Source organism: Nocardia mexicana NBRC 108244, assembly GCF_001613165.1.
Classification (GTDB): domain Bacteria; phylum Actinomycetota; class Actinomycetes; order Mycobacteriales; family Mycobacteriaceae; genus Nocardia; species Nocardia mexicana.
Genome location: NZ_BDBV01000052.1, coordinates 1 through 18,674 on the forward strand (window position 1 = coordinate 1; position 18,674 = coordinate 18,674).

21 protein-coding genes are annotated in these 18,674 nt (G+C 68.7%); 18 read left to right on the forward strand and 3 right to left on the reverse strand.

From position 1 onward, the window contains the following. On the reverse strand, positions 1-218 hold a 218-nt coding region (locus NM1_RS42395; RefSeq protein WP_218022172.1), incomplete at its 3' end, for a hypothetical protein. Between the two features lie 152 nt (positions 219-370). Here NM1_RS42395 and NM1_RS20925 point away from each other — a divergent pair. Beyond that, positions 371-1,648: a PucR family transcriptional regulator gene (locus tag NM1_RS20925; protein ID WP_246011494.1), complete on the forward strand. Its 1,278-nt coding sequence runs from the start codon at positions 371-373 to the stop codon at positions 1,646-1,648. Between the two features lie 8 nt (positions 1,649-1,656). Here the strand turns inward: NM1_RS20925 and NM1_RS20930 are convergent, their stop codons facing one another. Beyond that, complete coding sequence (locus tag NM1_RS20930) at positions 1,657-1,890, reverse strand: DUF2277 domain-containing protein (RefSeq protein ID WP_068022279.1); 234 nt, start codon at positions 1,888-1,890, stop codon at positions 1,657-1,659. Positions 1,891-2,048: 158 nt separating this feature from the next. On the opposite strand from NM1_RS20930, the gene NM1_RS20935 reads away from it, so the two are divergent. Next, positions 2,049-2,873, forward strand: coding sequence for a DUF1266 domain-containing protein (locus NM1_RS20935; protein ID WP_068022282.1), 825 nt, complete (start codon positions 2,049-2,051; stop codon positions 2,871-2,873). A 147-nt stretch (positions 2,874-3,020) separates the two neighbouring features. Here NM1_RS20935 and NM1_RS20940 read toward each other — a convergent pair whose 3' ends face one another. Continuing rightward, positions 3,021-3,941 carry a hypothetical protein gene (locus tag NM1_RS20940; protein ID WP_068022285.1) on the reverse strand — a complete coding sequence of 307 codons (921 nt, stop codon included), beginning with the start codon at positions 3,939-3,941 and terminating at the stop codon, positions 3,021-3,023. Positions 3,942-4,254: 313 nt separating this feature from the next. Between NM1_RS20940 and ftsH the strand changes: the two genes are divergently transcribed. The 16 genes from ftsH (at position 4,255) to NM1_RS21020 (ending at position 18,593) form a co-directional block, all read left to right on the forward strand. Then, complete coding sequence (gene ftsH, locus NM1_RS20945) at positions 4,255-6,669, forward strand: ATP-dependent zinc metalloprotease FtsH (RefSeq protein WP_068022288.1); 2,415 nt, start codon at positions 4,255-4,257, stop codon at positions 6,667-6,669. A 176-nt stretch (positions 6,670-6,845) separates the two neighbouring features. Next, positions 6,846-7,469, forward strand: a complete 624-nt coding sequence (gene folE / locus NM1_RS20950; protein WP_246011510.1) for a GTP cyclohydrolase I FolE — start codon at positions 6,846-6,848, stop codon at positions 7,467-7,469. A 20-nt stretch (positions 7,470-7,489) separates the two neighbouring features. Continuing rightward, positions 7,490-8,362, forward strand: a complete 873-nt coding sequence (gene folP / locus NM1_RS20955; RefSeq protein WP_068022553.1) for a dihydropteroate synthase — start codon at positions 7,490-7,492, stop codon at positions 8,360-8,362. Then, on the forward strand, positions 8,359-8,754 hold the full coding sequence (folB, locus tag NM1_RS20960) for a dihydroneopterin aldolase (RefSeq protein ID WP_068022298.1): 396 nt from the start codon (positions 8,359-8,361) through the stop codon (positions 8,752-8,754). Before folP ends, folB begins: the two co-directional genes overlap by 4 nt. Positions 8,755-8,788: 34 nt before the next feature. After that, the gene (folK, locus tag NM1_RS20965; protein ID WP_068022303.1) at positions 8,789-9,340 is read left to right on the forward strand and encodes a 2-amino-4-hydroxy-6-hydroxymethyldihydropteridine diphosphokinase; all 552 of its coding nucleotides are present in this window, start codon (positions 8,789-8,791) and stop codon (positions 9,338-9,340) included. Positions 9,341-9,345: 5 nt separating this feature from the next. Beyond that, positions 9,346-9,816, forward strand: a complete 471-nt coding sequence (locus NM1_RS20970; RefSeq protein WP_068022556.1) for a DUF3180 domain-containing protein — start codon at positions 9,346-9,348, stop codon at positions 9,814-9,816. A 70-nt stretch (positions 9,817-9,886) separates the two neighbouring features. Beyond that, entirely contained in the window at positions 9,887-10,891 is a 1,005-nt protein-coding gene (locus NM1_RS20975; protein ID WP_211339449.1) for a DUF6779 domain-containing protein, read from the forward strand. A 123-nt stretch (positions 10,892-11,014) separates the two neighbouring features. Beyond that, entirely contained in the window at positions 11,015-11,974 is a 960-nt protein-coding gene (locus NM1_RS20980; protein WP_068022308.1) for a Rossmann-like and DUF2520 domain-containing protein, read from the forward strand. Beyond that, positions 11,974-13,035, forward strand: a complete 1,062-nt coding sequence (gene panC, locus NM1_RS20985) for a pantoate--beta-alanine ligase (RefSeq protein WP_084519854.1) — start codon at positions 11,974-11,976, stop codon at positions 13,033-13,035. Before NM1_RS20980 ends, panC begins: the two co-directional genes overlap by 1 nt. 12 nt (positions 13,036-13,047) lie before the next feature. Beyond that, positions 13,048-13,467 carry an aspartate 1-decarboxylase gene (gene panD, locus NM1_RS20990; protein ID WP_068022311.1) on the forward strand — a complete coding sequence of 140 codons (420 nt, stop codon included), beginning with the start codon at positions 13,048-13,050 and terminating at the stop codon, positions 13,465-13,467. Positions 13,468-13,475: 8 nt separating this feature from the next. Continuing rightward, positions 13,476-14,267 (forward strand): type III pantothenate kinase, encoded by a 792-nt coding sequence (locus NM1_RS20995; protein WP_068022314.1) that lies wholly within the window; start codon positions 13,476-13,478, stop codon positions 14,265-14,267. Between the two features lie 213 nt (positions 14,268-14,480). After that, complete coding sequence (locus NM1_RS21000) at positions 14,481-15,080, forward strand: cysteine dioxygenase (RefSeq protein WP_373864059.1); 600 nt, start codon at positions 14,481-14,483, stop codon at positions 15,078-15,080. Next, the gene (locus tag NM1_RS21005) at positions 15,077-15,514 is read left to right on the forward strand and encodes a rhodanese-like domain-containing protein (RefSeq protein WP_068022317.1); all 438 of its coding nucleotides are present in this window, start codon (positions 15,077-15,079) and stop codon (positions 15,512-15,514) included. The genes NM1_RS21000 and NM1_RS21005 overlap by 4 nt, the downstream gene beginning before the upstream one ends. A gap of 288 nt (positions 15,515-15,802) precedes the next feature. Then, positions 15,803-17,269 carry a lysine--tRNA ligase gene (gene lysS, locus NM1_RS21010; RefSeq protein WP_068022320.1) on the forward strand — a complete coding sequence of 489 codons (1,467 nt, stop codon included), beginning with the start codon at positions 15,803-15,805 and terminating at the stop codon, positions 17,267-17,269. 114 nt (positions 17,270-17,383) lie between these two features. Further along, on the forward strand, positions 17,384-17,749 hold the full coding sequence (locus NM1_RS21015; protein ID WP_068022322.1) for a histone-like nucleoid-structuring protein Lsr2: 366 nt from the start codon (positions 17,384-17,386) through the stop codon (positions 17,747-17,749). Positions 17,750-17,969: 220 nt separating this feature from the next. Continuing rightward, positions 17,970-18,593, forward strand: coding sequence for an FHA domain-containing protein (locus NM1_RS21020; RefSeq protein WP_068022325.1), 624 nt, complete (start codon positions 17,970-17,972; stop codon positions 18,591-18,593). Positions 18,594-18,674: the final 81 nt, after the last annotated feature.

Genomic DNA, 18,674 nt, shown 5'->3' on the forward strand with positions numbered 1-18,674 from the left:
GCGGGCTTCGAGGCCGAACTCTTCGATGCCGATCCTGTCGCGGTCTTCTTCGCCGCAGCCTTCTTGGCCGCGGTCTTCTTTGCCGGGGCCTTCTTCGCGGCGGTCTTCTTCGCCGTGCGGGACTCGGCGGTCTTCCCGGCCGGAGCCCCGTCGGAATTCTCGGCGGGCGTACTGCGTGCTGACTTGCCCGCCTCCGGGGCCGGGTCGGTATTCGTCACGTTCTGCTCTCCCACGTGCGCTGCGTTGCGACTTTGTGAATCACTTCACTGAACTATGATCGTCACACAAGCGATATCGCGACTTCTTGGCCTTGACGGTCAATGGCCCCCGGGAGTTTTGTACTCTGAGAACAATTTTCGGAGGTACTCTCGTGACGATCGACGCGACCGGCGTGGTGGTGCGGCAGTGGCTCGCGGATTTCGTCGCCGAAACGCTGCGCACCGAGACGCTCGAGCAGGTGGTACAGCGGCTGAACCGGGAGATCATCGGTCGCGTCCCGGAACTCGCGGACCGTGACATGCGCCGCGACCTGGAGACCAGTACCCGGGCGCACGCGCTGGTCGTGCTGAGCGGCCTGACCCAGGACAAGCTGGACTATCCGGTGCCCGAGCAGGCGCACGCCTTCGCGCGCACCATCGCGCGGCGCGGCCACGATCTGCGGCTGCTGCTGCGGGTCTATCACGTGGGCCAGGAGGCCGTGCTCGAGTACATGACGGAGGTGCTCGAACAGCGTCGGCTGCCGCCGGAGACCGAACGTGCGACGCTGCTGCGCCTGTTCGACCGATCCATCCGCTGGATCAGCACCTCGATCGAGGCGCTCACCGACACCTACATGGAGGAGCGTGAACGCGGGCTGCGCGCGGCGCTGAACCAGCGCACCGAGATCGTGCGGGCGCTGCTGGCCGGGGAGGATCTGGATGCCGACCAGGCCACCGCCCGCCTCGGGTACCGCCTGGCACAGCGGCATCTCGCGTGCGTGCTGTGGACCGACGAGGATTCGGTCGCCGGTGCGCTGACGGCCGACGGCGATCCGGTACTGCCCGCGGCGCCGGGCGAGAGCGAGGCGCTGGGGCGGCTGGAACGGGTGGCCGCCCGGCTCGCGGGCGCGGTCGGCAACGGCGGGGTGCTGACGGTGCCGTCCGGCGCGGCCGCGCTGTGGGCGTGGATCGGAGTGGACGGCGACGCGGTCCCGGACGGCTCGGCAATGAGTGTCGAGCCCCCCGTACGGATCGCGGTCGGGACGCCCGCGGATCGGATCTCCGGGTTCCGGCAGAGCCATCGGGAGGCCGTCGCCGCCCGGCACGTCGCCGAGCGGGCGGTGCGCGCCGTCCCGCGGCTACTGCGCTATCCCGAGGTGGAGGTGGCCTATCTCGCCGGCGCGGACGAGGCGGCGATGCGGGCGCTGATCGACCGCGAACTCGGCGCGCTGGTGCGCCCGGATGCCGCTTCCGCCCGCCTGCGCGACACCCTGCACGCCTACCTGCGCTGCCACCGCAGTCCGGATGCCGCCGCGAAAAGGCTTGGGGTGCACAAGAACACGGTGCGCTACCGAATACAGCGAATCGAGGAGCTGCTCGGGCACCCGATCGAGCAGCGCAGCCTGCGACTGGAGATCGCACTGGACTGCGCGGCGATCTACGGGGTGTGAGCGGGCGGTCAGCGCAGGGGAGAGTCGGTGGTCGGCGGCAGGCCGCGGGTCGGCAGCTCCGCCAGCAGCGTGGTGGTCGCCGCGGCGATGGTGGCGACGGCCTTGTCGAAGGCGGGTTTCGTGGTGGACGACAGGCCGGACACACCACCGACCTTCCGCACGTATTCCTGTGCGGCCGCGTAGATTTCCTGCTCGGTCGCGGGTGGCTCGAGCCCACGCAGGACGGTGATGTTTCTACTCATGGCCAGAGATTAGCCCTCGGTTCCGGCCCGCGACAGCGCAACAATCTACAGCTGTGAAAATTGTGTGCTGGGTTCTCGGGTGGCTACTGCGGCGAACCGCGACGCCGAAGGTGGCGCAATTCGACACGGCCCAGGATCCATGGGACACAATCGGAGGCATGGCTGCCCGCGACGTGCCGACGCTGACCACCTTCCCCTACGAGGATCTGGACCGGCGCGAGGAGGATCACTGGTCCGGTGCGCAGGTCTCCGACGACGAGCTGCGCGCGCTGTCGCTAGGCGCGTTCTACTCGGCGCGCTGGGATGCCTTCCACGATGCGCTGCTACTCGGTCCCGAGCGCGAGCATCCGATGGGCGACCGGCGTGAGCTGGCCATCGACACCCTCACCGGCGCCTGGGGCATCACCGATGGCACCGAGGCGATGGCATCGATGGAGCAGTTGCTCGACGGCATGCACTCCCCGCTGTACGCGCTGGTGCACCCGCTGGTGACCACCGCGATCAATTCCCCCGAGCGGGACCGGTTCGGCGAGCGCGCCGACCGGCACCGCGCGTTCCTGCGGCAGGTCGGATCGTTCCGCGGCATGGACAATCCCGAGGCGCTGGTGCGCGATTACGACATCTGGTCGCAGGCGATCAAGCTCGGCCTCATCGACCACCTGGTGGAGCCGCTGCCCGCCGATATCGAGGCATGGGATCTGGCGCGCGTGGTGGCGGTGGCGCGGATGGCGTTCACCGCGGGGTACCTCGACGCCGAGGTCGCCTGGGACTACGTGATGCGGGCGCTGGCGCCCGCGCAGCGGCGCTACCGCAACTGGCGGCAGTTCGGCGACGCCTTCCTGACCGGCTGGACCTACTGGCAGGCATGCGAGGACCTGGCCGAACTCAAGTCGGGCGGGGTGGACCGGCGGCTGGAACTGGTTCGCCTGTGGATGCGGCCCACCAGCCCGTGGCGCCGCATCTCGCTGCAGCCCACCGAGTGATTCCGGCCAAAAGCGCGCCGGAATGACGAGGTGTCCGCGCGCGAATGACTAGAGGGCGTTCGCGCGCGCGAATGACAGAGGGCGTTCGCGCGCTCGAATGACGAAGGCCCGCGCCGAATGGCGCGGGCCGGTTTCGTCCTGTGGCGTTCAGTCCGGCAGGGAGCGGAGGATGCCCCGGCCGTAGCGCTGGAACTGGGCGTCGTCGACCATGCCGAGCGAGTGCCGCTCGACCAGCAGCTCCCATTCCGAATACAGCTGCGACACACCGGGATCCGGCGGTGCGACGGCACCGTCAGCGGATTCGCGCTGGATCGCGAAGGTGAGCGCGCCCACGACCCGGTCGGTATCGGCGCGGTCGACGCCGGTGAAGTGCAGCGTGGCATTGCCGTCGGTGACGTCGACGCCGTATTCGCCGGTGGTGTCGGAGTCGTCGGTCAGCCGTGCGGACAGCAGCGCCCCGACGGGCATCTCGTAGGCGTAGCGGGCGGCCGAGCCGACGGAGACGAACAACATCCGCCCGGTGGTGACCGCCAGCAGCCCGCGGCCGCGCCCGGTCGGTGGCTCGGCACTGACCAGTGCGGCCTCCAGCGCGAACTCCTCGGGCGTGACCAGCCGGTGCAGTGCCGCGATCGCCGAGCGGGCCTCGCGCCGCGGCGCCATCCGGCGCACGGCGCGATCCACATCGGCGCGGGAGGGGCCGGACTTGCCCCAGGCGGGGGCGGGAGGTGTGAGATCCGGCATGGACATGTCGATGCGCTGGGTCGCCACGATCTGGGCGTTGATCCGCTCCACGATCACGGTGGCGGCCGGCACGTCGTGCTCCGCGATCAGCACCGGGAGCGGGGTGCGGTCGGCGGGAATGCCGGTCAGTAGCGAGGTGGGGTACCGCAGATAGATTTCGATGACGACGGCGTCGTCGGTGCGCCGGTTCAGCCTGACCTTGAGCAGATCGGAGATCGGCACGTCGAGCACGCGCTCGCCGTCGGTCCCGCCGGGGCGCAGCACCTGCAGGCGCCCGCCGCCATGACGCAGAATCGCTGTGGGTGTCCGTAGCTCGACTATGTCCATACCCCCTGCGCTTGTTGTGTCGTCGCTCACAATAGGACGTGCATGCCATGATTGTTGCCACTCGGGTAGACACCCACAGGTGTCGGGCCCGGGAGGACGGGAACCACCTGCGTTCTCCGACCGTTTACTACCTGAACTGCCATCAGCTGCCGAACTGCGCGATGTATCGAGTAGACCGTACGCGGTAACGTGGCTTGTCCGCATCCGTTCCGCCGGACCCGGCCGGGATTCGGAATGGTTACGGCCAACGCTCGACGCATCGTAGGCACGCACCGGAATTACCGGAAAGGACTGGCCCGCCGGCCGACGCTCTATGAACCGCAAGACAGTGTTTCGCAACCTGGCCATAGTCGCGGGCATCCTGCTCGTGATCTATCTGGTCAGCTACTTCAGCAACGACACGCGCGGCTGGAAGAACGTCGATACCTCGGTGGCGCTCACCCAGCTGCAGGACAAGCCCAACGTCAAGCAGGTCCAGATCGATGACAAGGAACAGCAGCTGCGCATCACCCTGAACAAGGGCAACGATGCGACCGGCGGCCAGACCCAGATCATCGCCAAGTACCCCGGTGGCAGCGAGGTCTCCGCCCAGGTGCTCAAGGATGTGCAGGACTCGGGCGCGCCCTACAACACCTCGGTCAAGCAGGACAGCTGGTTCACCCAGATATTGCTGTTCGTGCTGCCGATGGTGATCCTGCTCGGCCTGTTCGTCTTCGTGATGGCGCGCATGCAGGGCGGTGGCCGCGGCGGCATGATGGGCTTCGGCAAGTCCAAGGCCAAACAGCTGTCCAAGGACATGCCCAAGACCACGTTCGCGGACGTGGCCGGCGCCGACGAGGCGGTCGAGGAGCTCTACGAGATCAAGGACTTCCTGCAGAATCCGGCGCGCTACCAGGCGCTGGGCGCGAAGATCCCGAAGGGCGTCCTGCTGTACGGCCCGCCCGGTACCGGTAAGACGCTGCTGGCTCGGGCGGTGGCCGGCGAGGCCGGGGTGCCGTTCTTCACGATCTCCGGTTCGGATTTCGTCGAAATGTTCGTGGGTGTCGGCGCGTCGCGCGTGCGCGACCTGTTCGACCAGGCCAAGCAGAACAGCCCCTGCATCATCTTCGTCGACGAGATCGACGCGGTCGGCCGCCAGCGCGGCGCGGGCCTCGGCGGCGGTCACGACGAGCGCGAGCAGACGCTGAACCAGCTGCTGGTCGAGATGGACGGCTTCGGCGACCGCACCGGTGTGATCATCATCGCGGCCACCAACCGCCCCGACATCCTGGACCCGGCGCTGCTGCGTCCCGGCCGTTTCGACCGCCAGATCCCGGTCAGCAACCCGGATCTCGCGGGCCGGCGCGCCATCCTGCGCGTGCATTCGTCGGGTAAGCCGATCGCGCCCGACGCCGACCTGGACGGGCTGGCCAAGCGCACCGTCGGCATGTCCGGCGCCGATCTGGCCAACGTCATCAACGAGGCCGCGCTGCTGACCGCGCGCGAGCACGGCAACGTGATCACCGGCCCCGCGCTCGAGGAGTCGGTGGACCGCGTGATCGGCGGCCCGCGCCGCAAGAGCCGCATCATCAGCGAGCACGAGAAGAAGATCACGGCCTACCACGAGGGCGGTCACGCCCTGGCCGCCTGGGCGATGCCCGATATCGAGCCGGTCTACAAGGTGACGATCCTGGCCCGCGGCCGCACCGGCGGCCACGCCATGACCGTGCCCGAGGACGACAAGGGCCTGATGACCCGCTCGGAGATGATCTCCCGGCTGGTCATGGCGATGGGCGGCCGCGCGGCCGAGGAACTGGTGTTCCACGAGCCCACCACCGGCGCGTCCTCCGATATCGACCAGGCCACCAAGATCGCCCGCGCGATGGTCACCGAATACGGCATGAGCGCGCGGCTGGGCGCGGTCCGCTACGGCCAGGAACAGGGCGACCCGTTCCTGGGCCGCACGATGGGCACCAGCCCGGACTACTCGCACGAGGTCGCCCGCGAGATCGATGAGGAGGTGCGCAACCTGATCGAGGCCGCGCACACCGAGGCCTGGGCGATCCTCAACGACTACCGCGACGAGCTGGACTCGCTGGCCACCGCGCTGCTCGAGCGCGAGACGCTGCACCGCAAGGACCTCGAGGAGGTGCTGTCGACCGTCGACAAGCGGCCGCAGATCACGGCGTTCAACGACTTCGGCAACCGCGTTCCGTCGGATCGGCCGCCGGTGAAGACCCCGCGCGAGCTGGCCGCCGAGCGCGGCGAGCCGTGGCCGGACGAGCAGGAGGAGGCGGTCAAGAAGGCCGCCGTACAACCGGTTCCGGCCAACGGCTATCCGCCGGAGCCCGGCCATCAGGCCGCGCAGCCGGGTTACGGATATCCGGCGCCGCAGCCGAGCGGCTACCCGCAGCCCGGCGGTTCCGGGCCCGCGTATCCGCGCCAGGGCGGCGGCACGCACGGTTCGCGGCCCGATTACGGCGCCCCGGCCGGATGGTCGGCGCCGGGTTGGCCGCCGCAGGAGGAGCAGTCCGGTCGGCAGCCGGGCCCCGGTGCGCCGGGCCCGGGATACGGCGGCGCGCAGGGTCAAGGTGGCGCGCCGGGACAGGGCGGTTGGGCGCCGGCGGGTGGCCAGCGTTACGGCCGTCCCGGGTGGAACCAGCCGGGCGATCCGGAGGGGCCGGGCTACGGCCGGCCCAACGGCGAGGGCGAGGGCAGCGAATGGGACGGACCGAACGGCCGGCACTGATCGCCCTGTGATTAGGCTCGAGGTACGGGGTGCCGAGGAATTGCCGGTGCCCCGGTCGCGTTCGAGGCTAGAGGGCCGCGACCCGCACTGCCGGGCGCGATTGATGACTTGAGTTGTGGAGGTGTCCTCGAGTGTCGGTCAACAACCGTGCCGTTGCCGAATCCGACGCGTCGTCCGTGGTCGCGGAGGACTTCGAGTCCGCCGTGAGCCCGGTCGCCCTGGACACCGGCCGCCCCTTCGACCAGGACCGCGCCGAGGCGGCCGTCCGGGAACTGCTGCTGGCGGTCGGTGAGAACCCCGACCGCCCGGGCCTGGCCGATACCCCTGCCCGCGTCGCCCGTGCCTATCGGGAGATGTTCGCGGGCCTGTACACCGAGCCCGACTCGGTACTGAACACCACGTTCGACGAGGGACACCAGGAACTCGTGCTGGTGCGCGACATCCCGCTGTACTCGACGTGCGAACACCATCTGGTCTCGTTCCACGGTGTCGCGCACGTCGGGTACATCCCCGGTCCGCACGGTCGCGTCACCGGGCTGTCGAAGCTGGCCCGGCTGGTGGACCTGTACGCCAAGCGGCCGCAGGTCCAGGAGCGACTGACCAGCCAGATCGCCGATGCGGTGATGCGCAAGCTGGATCCGCGCGGGGCGATCGTGGTGGTCGAGGCCGAGCATCTGTGCATGGCGATGCGCGGCATCCGCAAGCCCGGCGCCAGCACGACCACCTCCGCCGTGCGCGGTCTGCTACAGACCAGCGCGTCCTCCCGCGCGGAGGCACTCGATCTGATTCTGCGGAAGTGAGTGAGCGTGCCGTGTCCGGACTGACGCAGCTCCCGCAACCGCGCGGGGGGCGTTCCTGCGTGGTGATGGGCGTCGTCAACGTCACCAGCGACTCGTTCTCCGACGGCGGGCGCTATCTGGATCCGGGGCTGGCCATCGCGCACGGTGTGCGGCTGTACGAGGCCGGTGCGGACATCATCGATGTGGGCGGCGAATCGACCCGCCCGGGCGCGGTCCGCATCGACCCGCAGATCGAGGCGGACCGGGTGGTTCCGGTGATCCGTGGCCTGGTCGCGGCCGGGGTGCCGACCAGCGTGGACACCATGCGGGCGGGCGTCGCCGAGGCGGCCGCCGCGGCGGGCGTTTCGGTGGTCAACGACGTCTCGGGTGGCCGGGCGGACCCGGACATGGTGAAGGTGGTTGCGGCGGCGGAGATTCCGTGGATTCTCATGCACTGGCGCGCGGCCGCCGACTACCGGCACACCGGCCCCGCCGAACATTACGACGACGTGGTCTCCGAGGTGCGCGAGGAGCTGTCGATCCAGGTGGATCTCGCCATGTCCGCGGGCGTGCACCCGAGCCGCCTGGTGCTCGATCCCGGCCTGGGTTTCGCCAAGAACGCCGCGCACGACTGGGCCCTGCTGGGCGCCCTCCCCGAACTGACCGCCCAGGGGCTGCCGGTGCTGATCGGCGCCTCCCGCAAGCGGTTCCTCGGTGCGCTCCTGGCCGACGCGGGCGACGGGACCCCGCGCCCACCCGACGGCCGCGAGGTCGCGACGGCCACGGTGTCGGCGCTGGCGGCCCTGCACGGCGCGTGGGGTGTGCGAGTGCACGACGTGCGGTCCTCGCTGGACGCGATCGCGGTGACGGATGCCTGGCGGCGGGCCGCCGGCGAGAGACAGGGGCGCGAGTGAGTTCCGACCGCATCGAGCTGCGCGGGCTGCGCGCCTACGGTCACCACGGCTGCTTCGACTTCGAGCGCCGCGACGGCCAGGAATTCGTCGTCGACATCACCCTGTGGATGGATTTCGCATCGGCCGCGAAATCCGACGATCTGGACGACACGGTGGACTACGGCGCGCTGGCCGGTCGCGCGGTGGCGATCGTGACGGGCGAGCCGCGCAACCTGATCGAGACGGTGGTCTCCGAGATCGCCGACGACGTGATGACCGATCCCCGCGTCGCCGCCGCCGAGGTGGTTGTGCACAAGCCGTCGGCGCCGATCCCGCACACCTTCGCCGATGTGCGGGTGGTCGCGACTCGCGGCCGCACCGATACCCGATCCGGAGCGGTATCGGACGGATGAGTGTGCCGGAGTGGAAGATTCGTGAGGTGGGGGTATGAGCCGCGCCGTATTGTCGATCGGGTCGAATCTGGGTGACCGGGCGGCGCATCTGCGCAGCGTGGTCGATGCCTTTGCGCCGCATCTGGTTGCGGTGTCGTCGGTCTACACGACCGCGCCGTGGGGGCCGGTGCCGCAGGAGGACTACCTGAACGCGATTGTGCTGGTGGACGATCCGGACGCCGGGCCGTGGGAGTGGTTGCGGCGCGGGCAGGAACTGGAACGGGCGGCGGGCCGGGTGCGCGAGGTCCGGTGGGGCGCACGGACCCTCGACGTCGATGTGGTCTGGTGCGGGGAACATCGCGACGGCGGCGTGCACGCGGTCCGCAGCACCGATCCGGCGCTGATCCTGCCGCATCCGCAGGCGCACAACCGCGCCTTCGTGCTGGTGCCGTGGCTCGAGGTGGAGCCCGACGCCGTGCTCGAGGTGGACGGGGTGCCCCGCCCGGTGCGGGACCTGCTGTCCGTGCTGGACTCCGGCGAGCGAGAAGGGGTGCGTCGCACCGATATCGCACTGCTCTCGGATTCGAGGCACAGGACGCACTCATGAACGTCATGAAGCCGACGCGGCTGCTGGACCTGACGGCGAATGTGCTGATCGCGGCCGTCGTCGCGTGGATCGCCACGCGCTGGGCCTATTCCAGCTTCCCGCCGATCACCGTGATTGCGGGCGCTTCGCTGTATCCGGTGGCCGCGCTGGAGGCGGTGCTGGCCTTCATGATTCGCGCGCGGGTCGGCGACCGGCGCATCGGCGACGGCCCCAAACAGCTGCATCCGATCACCGCCGCCCGCGCGGTGGCGCTGGCCAAGGCGTCGGCGCAGGTGGGTTCGCTGGCGGCCGGTGTCTGGCTGGGCTTTCTGATCTGGGTGTTCCCGCAGCGCTCCACGCTGCGCGCCGCGGCCGCGGACACCCCGGGGGCCATCGTCGGTCTGGTGGCGGGCGTGCTGCTGGTGGCGGCGGCCCTGTGGCTGGAGTATTGCTGTCGCGCACCGCATGACCCGCCAGACGAACCGGCAACTTCGTAGCAAACTTGTTGCTCGGAATCACCGACCGACCTGGCAGCCGGAACTCTCCATCCGAGCTACCCTGGCGTGCATGGTTTCACCCTCCCGTAGCAGTACTTCCCGTCGACGGCGGGACGACGCGGGAAAATTGTTCGTCGGTGTTTTGATTCTGCTCGGTCTGATTGCCAGCGTTTTCCTGATCTTCAGCAACAGCCTGCAACTGATCCGCATCGGTCTGGTGGCGGCGCTGTGGGCGGCCGTGATCGGCGCATTGGCGGCCACTCGATACCGCCGTGAGTCGGCGGTCGATCAGGCCAAGGCACGTGATCTGCAAACGGTGTACGAGCTGCAGCTGGAACGGGAAATCAACGCCCGGCGCGAGTACGAGCTGGGGGTGGAGGCACGGGTCCGCGAGGAGGTCGGTGCCGACGCCGCCGAGATGGCCGCACTGCGGGCCGAACTCGCGGTGCTGCGGGAAAGCCTGCAGCGGCTGTTCGACGGTGATCTGCCGGTGGAACGGCCGGCCCTGCGCGCCGACGCCGTCCGCATGCAGGAGCTCCCCGAAGCGGCGGCGAACGGTAGCTCGTCGGAAACCGAGACCTGGGACGCGTGGAGTTCGCCGATGGTCCCGCGTGCCTCGATGCGGCCGGTCTTCGAACCCGACCATCCCGAACCGCCGATCTTCGCGAGCCCCGACGACGATCCGGTGACGGCCGAAACCGCCGTGGTCTCGGCGGATTTCGGGGAGACCGAGGACGGTGCGGATGAGGTGGAGTCGTTCGGGTACGCGGAGTACGGACATGCCGATCGGCGCACCGAGCCGATCGGCGGCGCGCAGCGCAACGGGTGGGAGTCCGATTCGAACGGGTGGGAGTCCGATTCGGTCGTGACGCGGTCGGCCGAGCGGCTGTCGCCGAATCCCGGCGGTGGTGAGGTGGAGCCGCCGTGGGCGCCCGCGCCCGCCGCCGCGCCGGTGTCCGTCGGGAGCGCCAGCTCGCGGCGGCGTCGACGGGCGGAATCGGAGGGCGACGCCTATCCGGGGCGTCAGCTGTCGGTCGCCGAGATCATGGCAAATCTCCGCTCGGAGCAGAGCTGAAATTTCGGCTCGTGGGCAACATCACCGGCCCAGGATCTGTCCGCGGCCGGAGCCGCGGCCTATTCTCGGTGTCGATACGTCCGGTACCCGCGCGGCGGGACTGGAACGACTTTCGAGAGGACAATGGTGACCTCTGAATCTGCGCGGCCCGAGGCGGGTCGCAGTGCCTCAGGGAGTGATCCGGCGCCCGCACGGCTGACGGTGGGAATCGTCTCGGCGGGACGCGTGGGATCGGCGTTCGGCGCCGCGTTGGAGCGCGCCGGGCATGTGGTCTTCGGTGTCTCCGCGATCTCGGACGATTCGGTGCGGCGCGCGCACACGCGGCTGCCGGATTCGCAGATCCTGCCCGCCGAAGAGGTGGCCGCCCGCAGCGAACTGCTGGTCCTGGCGGTCCCGGACAGTGAGCTGCCGGGCCTGGTCGCCGGACTGGCGAGCGCGCAGGCCGTGCGGCCGGGCACGATCGTCGTGCACACCTCCGGCGCGAACGGCATCGCGGTGCTGGCGCCGCTGACCGAGCGCGGCGCCCGCCCGCTGGCGATTCATCCGGCGATGACCTTCACCGGGCACGACGAGGACGTCGCCCGGCTGGGCAACGCCTGCTTCGGGATCACCGCGGCCGACGAGGTCGGCTACGCCATCGCGCAGTCGCTGGTGATCGAGGTGGGCGGCGAGCCGGTGCAGGTGCCCGAGGAACACCGCACGCTGTATCACGCCGCCCTGGCGCACGGCAGCAATCATCTGGTCACGTTGATCGTCGACGCCGTCGCCGCGCTGCGGGCGGCCCTCGACGGTCCGGGGCTGCTCGGCCAGCAGCAGGTCGACGACCAGCCGAACGGGCTGGCCGAACGCATGCTGGCGCCGCTGGCCTCGGCCGCCCTGGACAATGCGCTGCGGCGCGGCCAGTCGGCCCTGACCGGCCCCGTGGCACGCGGCGACGTGGACGCGGTCGCCGCCCACCTCGATGCTCTCGCCGACGTCGACCCGCGCCTCGCCGCCGGTTACCGCGCCCAATCGTTGCGCGCGGCCGAACTCGCCCGCACCAACCCCGCCCTGATCGATCTGCTGGCGGAGGAGAGGTACTGATGTCCGCCCCGAAACCGAATCTGCAGGCGCTGCGCGCGGCGTACAAGCCGGGCGAGCTGAACATCGTGCACGATCCCGGCACGCTGACCGCGGTGTCGAACGCGCTGCGCTCGGTGGGCCGCTCGGTAGCGCTGGTGCCCACCATGGGTGCGCTGCACGAGGGGCATCTGCAGCTGGTGCGCCAGGCCAAGCGGACCAACCAGATCGTCATCGTCTCGGTCTTCGTGAACCCGCTGCAGTTCGGCGCGGGTGAGGACCTGGACAAATACCCGCGCACGCTCGACGCCGACGTGGACATGCTGCGCGGTGAGGGCGTCGAATTGGTGTTCGCGCCCAGCGCCGCCGAGATGTACCCGGACGGGCCGCGCACGTCGGTGCACCCGGGCCCGCTCGGCGCGGAACTCGAGGGCGCCTTCCGCCCGACCCATTTCGCCGGCGTGCTGACCGTCGTGGCGAAGCTGCTGCAGATCGCGCACCCGCACGAGGCGTTCTTCGGCGAGAAGGACTACCAGCAGCTGACCTTGATCCGGGAGATGGTGCGGGACTTGAACTTCGACGTGAAGATCGTCCCGGTCGCCACCGTCCGCGAGGCCGACGGTCTGGCCATGTCCTCGCGCAACCGGTACCTGGAACCGGCGCAGCGCGAACTGGCCACCACGCTGTCGGCGGCGCTGGCCGCGGGCCGCCATGCCGGTGGACAGGGGCCGGACGCGGTGCTGGCCGCGGCGCGGGCCGTGCTGGACGCCGCGACCGGTGGTATCGACGTCGACTATCTCGAGCTACGCCGGGCTGACCTGGGGCCGATCCCCGCGGCAGCGGATTCCGTTGCGGCAGTATCGGATTCCCCCTGGAGCGGCAATGCCCGCCTGCTCATCGCCGCGCGCCTCGGCGCCACCCGGCTCATCGACAATGTGGCCCTGTCCGTCGGAACCCCGGCGGTGTCCGATGCGGCGTACACGGGTCCCTCCGTGGTTACGCAGGCTGCCGCCTCCGGGCCCGTCGCTCCCGCCGGTGGCCACCCGACAACTCCCAATACCCAGCCTGCCCAGGCGAATCGGTAGGAAAGGCCGCCCATGTTGCGCACCATGATGAAATCGAAGATCCACCGCGCCACGGTGACCCACGCCGACCTGCACTACGTCGGCTCCGTGACCGTCGACCCGGATCTGATGGATGCCGCCGATCTGCTCGAGGGCGAGCAGGTCTGCATCGTCGACATCGATAACGGCGCCCGGCTCGAGACCTACGTCATCGCGGGCGAGCGCGGCTCCGGGGTGATCGGAATCAACGGTGCCGCAGCGCATCTCGTGCACCCGGGTGATCTGGTGATCCTGATCGCCTACGCCATGATGGACGAGGCCGAGCTGCGCGAGTACGCGCCGCGGGTGGTGTTCGTCGACGAGCGCAACCGCCCGGTGGAGCTGGGCTCGGATCCGGCGCACGCACCCGCCGGATCGGGGCTGTCCTCGCCGCGCACGCTCACTCCCGCATAGGTCGCCGGATGCTGCTGACGATCGACGTCCGCAACACCAGCATCGAGATCGGCCTGTTCTCCGGCAGCGGGGAGCACGCGAAACTCGGGCAGACCTGGCGTATCCACACCAATCCGCTGCTGACCGCCGACGAGTTCGGCATGCAGCTGCGCGGGCTGATCGGCGATCAGGCCGATCAGGTGATCGGGGTGGCGGCGCTGTCGACCGTGCCGCCGGTGCTGCGGGAACTGCGGGAAATGCTCGGCCGGTACTGGAGCCACGTGCCGCACGTGCTGGTGGAACCGGGTGTGCGCACCGGCATTCCGCTGCTGGTGGACAACCCGAAGGAGGTCGGCGCCGACCGCATCGTCAACTGCCTGGCCGCGTACCACCGCTTCCAGTCGCCCGCCATCGTGGTCGATTTCGGCACCGCCATCTGCGTGGACCTGGTGTCGGCGAAGGGCGAGTTCATCGGCGGCGTCATCGCGCCCGGCGTGGAGATCGCGACCGAGGCGATCGTGGAGCGGACCGCGCTGCGCCGGGCCGAACTCGCCCGGCCGCGCTCGGTGGTGGGCAAGAACAGCATGGAGTGCATCCAGGCGGGCGCGGTATTCGGCTTCGCCGGACTGGTCGACGGCCTGATCGACCGCATTCGCGACGAGAACGACGCCTTCGCGGGCGACGACGTCGTCATCGTGGCGACGGGGCAGACGGCGCCGCTGATCGTGCCCGAATCCGAAACCATCGAACGCCATGAACCCCACCTGACGCTGGACGGGCTGCGCGTGGTCTTCGAGCGCAACCTGCAGCGCCGCAAGTAGCGGGCCGGATGTGGGGAACCCAACACGATGCTTGCACCGGGAGCGCGCACTGCTAGACTTCCGCTCGTGTCTTACCGCGTGAGCAACCAGGAGTGTTGTCGAGGCTGATTCGCCTCGGCTGATGTCGGGGCTTCGCATTCCCCGACCATTCTCACTTCTCCTGGAGTTCCGCTCATGCGCTCCTCTGCAGTTTCCTATCCCGCACGTACCCGTGTGCCCTCGCATCCCGGCGTCGCGCCGAATTCCGGCGTCCGGCTCGGCAGCGAGATCACCGAGCGTCCCGTGGCCTCCGCGCTGCCCACCCAGCTGCGCCCGGCCGACCTGCTGCGCTTGACCGACGAGGGCGCCGAGGACGTGCTGGCCGGGCGCTACGACCACCTGTTACCGGCGAACGGCAGCTGGCCCGCCGACAACCGCTGGGCGGTCCGGCTGCTCGCCGACGACGAGGTCGATGTCTGGCTGATCAGCTGGGTGCCCGATCGATCCACCGAGCTGCACGACCACGCCGGCTCGCTGGGCGCGCTCACCGTGCTCAGCGGAGCGCTCTCGGAATTCCGTTGGAACGGAAAGGAATTGCGTCAGCGCACGCTGTCGGCCGGGGACCAGGCGTCGTTCCCGCTCGGCTGGGTGCACGACGTGGTCCGCGCGCCCGACCAATTCGCGGGTGCGCCCGAACCGTCGAATCCGACGCTGTCCGTGCACGCCTATTCACCACCGCTCACCGCCATGTCCTATTACGAGGTCACCGGCCACGGCACGCTGCGCCGCTCCCGGACCGTCCTCACCGACCAGCCCGAAGGCGACGTGAAATGACCCACGTGACGTACGGAATCGATCAGATGCTGGAGAACGCGCGGGAGCAACTGCGGCGGATCTACGCGTTCGAATTGCCGGAGGCGATCGCCCGGGGTGCGCTGCTGGTCGACATCCGGCCGCAGGCGCAGCGGGTGAAGGAAGGGACGCTGCCGGGTGCGCTGGTGATCGAGCGGAATGTGCTGGAATGGCGCCTCGACCCCACCAGTTCCGCCCGGCTCGCCCTCGCCGCGGATCACGACGTGGAATGGATCGTCGTCTGCTCGGAGGGCTACACCTCGAGCCTGGCCGCGGCGTCGCTGCAGCAGCTGGGTTTGCACCGGGCCACCGATCTGGTGGGCGGGTATCAGGCGGTGAAGGCGGCCGGATTGCTGTCGGTGGCCGCGGGCGCCCCGCACATCGCCCGCGAGGTGGTCGCGCTCGCCTCGTTGTAATTCCGGCCGATTGCGCTCGAATTACGGAGCAACCCAGCGCATTTCGATCGACTGTCCGTTACGTCACAATTCTCGGGTGGTGGTTGCGGGCCTCGTGTTCCGTGCTCGAGTCGATGCCGATTCGTTACTGCGCGGGCGTGCTCGGGCAGCGCGCAAAACGATTTCCGGCGCACGCTAGGGTAGATCGTTGTGAGCACCTCGAACACCCCTTCGTCCGGTAGCTCCGCGGGTTCGGTTCCCGCGGGGCAATCCCGTCCTGCCGCAGCGGAAGTCGACGTTCCCGAGCAGATGCGGATTCGCCGGGAGAAGCGGGAGCGGCTGCTCGAAGAGGGCGGCGAGGCCTATCCGGTGGTGGTGCCGCGTACGCACACCCTGGCCGAAATTCGGGCCGCCTATCCGGACCTGGCGGCCGACACGAGCACCGGGCTGCAGGTCGGTGTCGCCGGGCGCGTCATATTCATGCGTAATACCGGCAAGCTGTGTTTTGCGACGCTGCAGGAGGGCGACGGCACCAAGCTGCAGGCGATGATCAGCCTGAACGGTGTCGGCGCCGACGCGCTGGCCGCCTGGAAGGCCGATGTGGACCTCGGCGACTTCGTTTTCGTGCACGGTGAGGTGATCTCCTCGCGCACGGGTGAATTGAGCGTCATGGCCGATTCCTGGTCGATGGCCGCCAAGTCGTTGCGGCCGCTGCCGGTGGCGCACAAGGACCTGAGCGAGGAGTCGCGGGTGCGTCAGCGCTACGTCGACCTGATCGTTCGGCCGGAGGCCCGGGAAATGGCGCGGACCCGGGTCAAGGTGGTGCGTGCGGTGCGGAATGCGTTGGAGCGCAGGGGTTTCCTCGAGGTCGAGACCCCGATGCTGCAGACCCTGCACGGCGGTGCGGCGGCGCGCCCGTTCGTCACCCACTCCAATGCCCTCGATATGGAGCTTTACCTGCGCATTGCGCCGGAGCTGTTCCTGAAGCGCTGCGTGGTCGGCGGCATCGAGAAGGTTTTCGAGGTCAACCGCAACTTCCGAAACGAGGGCGCCGACTCCACGCATTCGCCGGAGTTCGCGATGCTGGAAACCTATGAGGCCTACGGCACCTATGACGATTCCGCGCGGATGATGCGGGAATTGGTCCAGGAGGTGGCGCAGGAAGTCTTCGGCAGCCAGGTCGTGACGCTGGCGGACGGCACCGAATACGATCTGAGCGGCGAGTGGACCACGGTGGAGATGTATCCGTCGCTGTCGGACTCCCTCGGTGTTGCGGTCACGCCCGAAACGACCGTACCGGAATTACTGGCGCTGGCCGATCGGGTGGGCCTGGAAATTCCGCAGGACAAGGGCTACGGTCATGGCAAACTCGTCGAGGAACTGTGGGAACACACCTACGGCGACAAGCTGTACGCACCGACTTTCGTGCGCGACTTCCCGGTCGAGACCTCCCCGTTGACCAGACAACATCGCAGCAAGCCGGGCGTGACCGAGAAGTGGGATCTGTATGTCCGCGGCTTCGAGTTGGCGACGGGGTATTCCGAACTGGTCGATCCGGTGATTCAGCGGGACCGGTTCATCGATCAGGCGAGATTGGCGGCCGCGGGCGACGATGAGGCCATGCGCCTTGACGAGGACTTCCTCGCGGCGATGGAACACGGTATGCCTCCGACAACCGGAACCGGTATGGGAATCGATCGGTTGCTGATGGCGTTGACGGGGCTGGGAATCCGGGAAACGATACTGTTCCCAATTGTGCGTCCGGCCGCTCGCTGAGCGGTCGGATTGAATGCCGAAGTCTCGTCTTGGAAATCTCGGAATTCGAGGTATTCTCAACTCGGGCATCGGCCTGGTATGCGGGTCGCACGATTTCGAGAGGACGTTCATCTCATGGCAAAGAAGGTCACCGTTAGCCTGATCGACGATGTCGACGGTGAGTCCATCGCGGACGAGACCATCGAGTTTGCGATCGACGGTGTGTCGTACGAGATCGACTTGTCCGCGGCAAATGCGGCAAAGCTGCGGGACGGATTGGACCAGTGGGTCTCCAGTGCGCGCCGGGTCAGCGGTCGGCGGCGCAGCAAGCCGGCGGGTGCGACGGCGGGTGCGACCAAGAGTCGGGTGTCGATGGATCGTGAACAGAGTGCGGCAATTCGCGAATGGGCGCGCCGCAAGGGTCACAAGGTCTCCGCGCGCGGTCGTATCTCCGCCGACATTACCGAGGCTTACAACAAGGAAGTGGGTCGTAGCAACTAGTCCTGGCATCCAGGGCACGGCTACTCGTTGTTGCTTTCACCGCTGCCGTCCGGAGGAAATCGTGCACCGTCCGGACGGCAGCGGTATTTTCATATCGATTCCGCATAACCGATGGCCGACGTTTGTCGCCACGTGATCTTGCTCGGGTGGGGGCCGCGCGGCACCATGGAACCGTGCGAACGACGTCACTGGCTGAGTGGAGAGTTGAGGGACCGGCGCAGTGACCAGATTTCAGGGATCGTTCCTGCGATTCAACGACGAGACGGGTAGCCGCCAGGAGTTGGTTCTTTCCCCCGAGCGCGAACGCGTCACGATCGGACGTTCACAGCAGGCCGATCTGACGCTGGCGTGGGACGCCGAGGTATCCCGGCTGCACGCGTCGCTGGAGTATCTGGGCGCGCACTGGACGATCGTGGACGACGGGCTGTCGCGCAACGGGACGTTCGTGAACGGGGAGCGCCTGGTGGGCCGGCGGCGGCTGTCGCCCGGCGATCGAATCCGGGTGGGCACCTCGCTGCTGTCGTTCCACGATTTCACCGGCGTCGCCGACGACGCCACCCGCACCTCCACCGGATCGCTGCCCACGCTGCGATCGCTCACCGAGACCCAGCTGTCGGTGCTGATCGCGCTGTGCCGTCCCTATAAGAACAACGCCGGTTTCGCGACGCCCGCGCCGAATCAGCAGATCGCCGACGAGCTGTACCTGAGCGTCGACGCGATCAAGACCCATATGCGCACGCTCTTCTCGAAGTTCGGCGTCGAGGACCTGCCACAGAACCAGAAGCGCGTCCGCCTGGCCATGCTGGCCATGCAGAGCGGCATCATCTCCGAGCGCGACTTATAGCCCACCTCCAGTCATTCCCGGCGTGCTCTTGGCCGGGATCTCCCATTCCACCCTGCACTGGAACATGTTCTGGTTAGCCTA